The organism is Pseudomonas sp. (assembly GCF_049645325.1).
Lineage (GTDB): Bacteria > Pseudomonadota > Gammaproteobacteria > Pseudomonadales > Pseudomonadaceae > Aquipseudomonas.
In genome coordinates this window covers 1-2,260 of the sequence record NZ_JBARTQ010000569.1, presented here as the reverse complement: position 1 = coordinate 2,260, position 2,260 = coordinate 1, and the positions used below count along the sequence as shown (strand labels likewise).

The following is a 2,260-nucleotide window of genomic DNA, read 5'->3' as shown; positions in this document are numbered from 1 at the left end:
AGCCAGCTCCCACATTGATCTCTTCGGTCAGTGCCCCAGCGCATCTTTAAGGAACCCAGGGGCGATATAGCGCTGGTAATGCGCCTCGGAAAGGATAAAGAACTCGCGGTCAATCGCATCGCGCAGGTCCGGCAAGGCCCAGTCGCGAAACTCCGGCAGCAGCACCATGCCATAAGCCTCCAGGTTGGAGATTACCCGCGCGCCGCGTGCGATCAACTGGTAGGCCCAGCAGTACTCGGACTGGTGCGGCACGAAGCGGATCTTGCGTTGTTCCAGTTGCCCGCGCAGGGTCTTGGGGTCAAACACTTCCACTTTGCCGGCCATCACCTGCACCAACAGTTGCTCAAGCCTGAGCCATACCGCGCGTTTTTCTTCTTCGTTATAGCCATTCCATTGGATCACTTCGTGGTGAAAGCGTTTGCAGCCACGGCACACGAGGTCGCCGTAAACCGTGGAGCACAGGCCGACGCAGGGGGTCTTGATGGTGTGGTTGGACATAGGTGGCAACACGCAAATCAGCGAAACGATGCGCCATGTTAGCCCTTTGTCTAAGCGTGATCACCCAGCAAACTTGGTTAGGCAACTTACCTTTAGATTTTTTTTGCCGTAGAATCATCCGGCCTTGTAAGGCGCCAATAATCCATTGGAAGCTGTTTTCAAAGCGTCACGAGCACAGTCGTTCCTTCAGAGCGGTGTTGGCGACGGTTATTTACCCGGTAAATAGCCAGCGCCAACCCTCATCAGCTCCGCTCTGCAGGCGTAAAACTTTGAAAGCAGCTTCTGTGAGAAATGCCGGCAGCGCTGGCTCTACGGCCCAAAAAGCCCCTGAGCGCATGCGTGCCGTGCATGTCTGGATGAGCGTCCCGTGGGACCACTGATGAGGGTAATAACTGTGCTTGAAGCCTACCGCAAACATATCGAAGAGCGTGCAGCACTGGGTATCGTTCCCCAGCCGCTTAACGCCGAACAAACCGCAGGCCTGGTCGAGCTGCTGAAAAATCCCCCGGCTGGCGAAGAAGAATTCCTCGTTGACCTGATCACCAACCGCATTCCACCAGGCGTTGACGAAGCTGCCTACGTCAAGGCCGGTTTCCTGTCTGCCCTGGCCAAGGGCGAAGCCACTTCCCCTCTGATCGACAAGAAGCGCGCCGTTGAACTGCTTGGCACCATGCAAGGCGGCTACAACATCGTGACTCTGGTTGAGCTGCTGGACGACGCCGAGCTGGCGCCGGTCGCCGCCGCCCAACTCAAGCACACCCTGCTGATGTTCGACGCGTTCCACGACGTGGCTGAAAAAGCCAAGAACGGCAACGAGCACGCCAAAGGCGTGATCCAGTCCTGGGCTGACGGCGAGTGGTTCCGCAACCGCCCTACCCTGGCCGACAAGATCAGCCTGCGCGTGTTCAAGGTCACCGGCGAAACCAACACCGACGACCTGTCCCCTGCGCCTGATGCCTGGTCCCGCCCGGACATCCCGCTGCACGCCCTGGCCATGCTGAAAATGGCCCGTGAAGGCATCGTGCCGGACGAGCAAGGCAAGACCGGCCCGATGAAACAGATCGAAGAGATGCGCGGCCAAGGCTTCCCTATCGCCTACGTCGGTGACGTGGTCGGTACGGGTTCTTCGCGTAAATCGGCAACCAACTCCGTGCTGTGGTTCTTCGGCGACGACGTGCCTAATGTGCCGAACAAGCGCGCTGGCGGTTTCTGTTTCGGCAGCAAGATCGCTCCAATCTTCTACAACACCATGGAAGATGCTGGCGCACTGCCAATCGAATTCGACGTTACCAACATGAACATGGGCGACGTGATCGACCTGTACCCACATGCTGGCAAAGTCTGCAAACACGGCACCGACGAAGTCCTGACCACCTTCGAAATGAAGACGCCGGTGCTGTTGGACGAAGTACGTGCCGGCGGCCGTATTCCGCTGATCATCGGTCGCGGCCTGACCGACAAGGCACGTGCCGAACTGGGCCTGGGCCCTACCGACCTGTTCAAGCTGCCTGAAGCACCTGTCGATACCGGCAAGGGCTTCACCCTGGCACAGAAAATGGTCGGCAAGGCGTGCGGCCTGCCAGAAGGCAAAGGCGTTCGCCCTGGCACCTACTGCGAACCGAAGATGACCACCGTCGGTTCCCAGGACACCACCGGTCCTATGACCCGTGACGAACTGAAAGACCTGGCGTGCCTGGGCTTCTCCACCGATCTGGTAATGCAGTCGTTCTGCCACACCGCGGCCTATCCAAAGCCGATCGAC

At 58.7% G+C, this 2,260-nt stretch carries 1 protein-coding gene and 1 pseudogene; one reads left to right on the top strand and one right to left on the bottom strand.

Annotated elements, in window-relative coordinates; all coding sequences use genetic code 11:
• Positions 1-27: 27 nt before the first annotated feature.
• Positions 28-498 carry a DUF1289 domain-containing protein gene (locus WBB95_RS23775; RefSeq protein WP_424489784.1) on the bottom strand — a complete coding sequence of 157 codons (471 nt, stop codon included), beginning with the start codon at positions 496-498 and terminating at the stop codon, positions 28-30.
• Between the two features lie 394 nt (positions 499-892).
• Between WBB95_RS23775 and WBB95_RS23770 the strand changes: the two are divergent.
• Positions 893-2,260: pseudogene (locus WBB95_RS23770) on the top strand (bifunctional aconitate hydratase 2/2-methylisocitrate dehydratase); the annotation flags it as partial.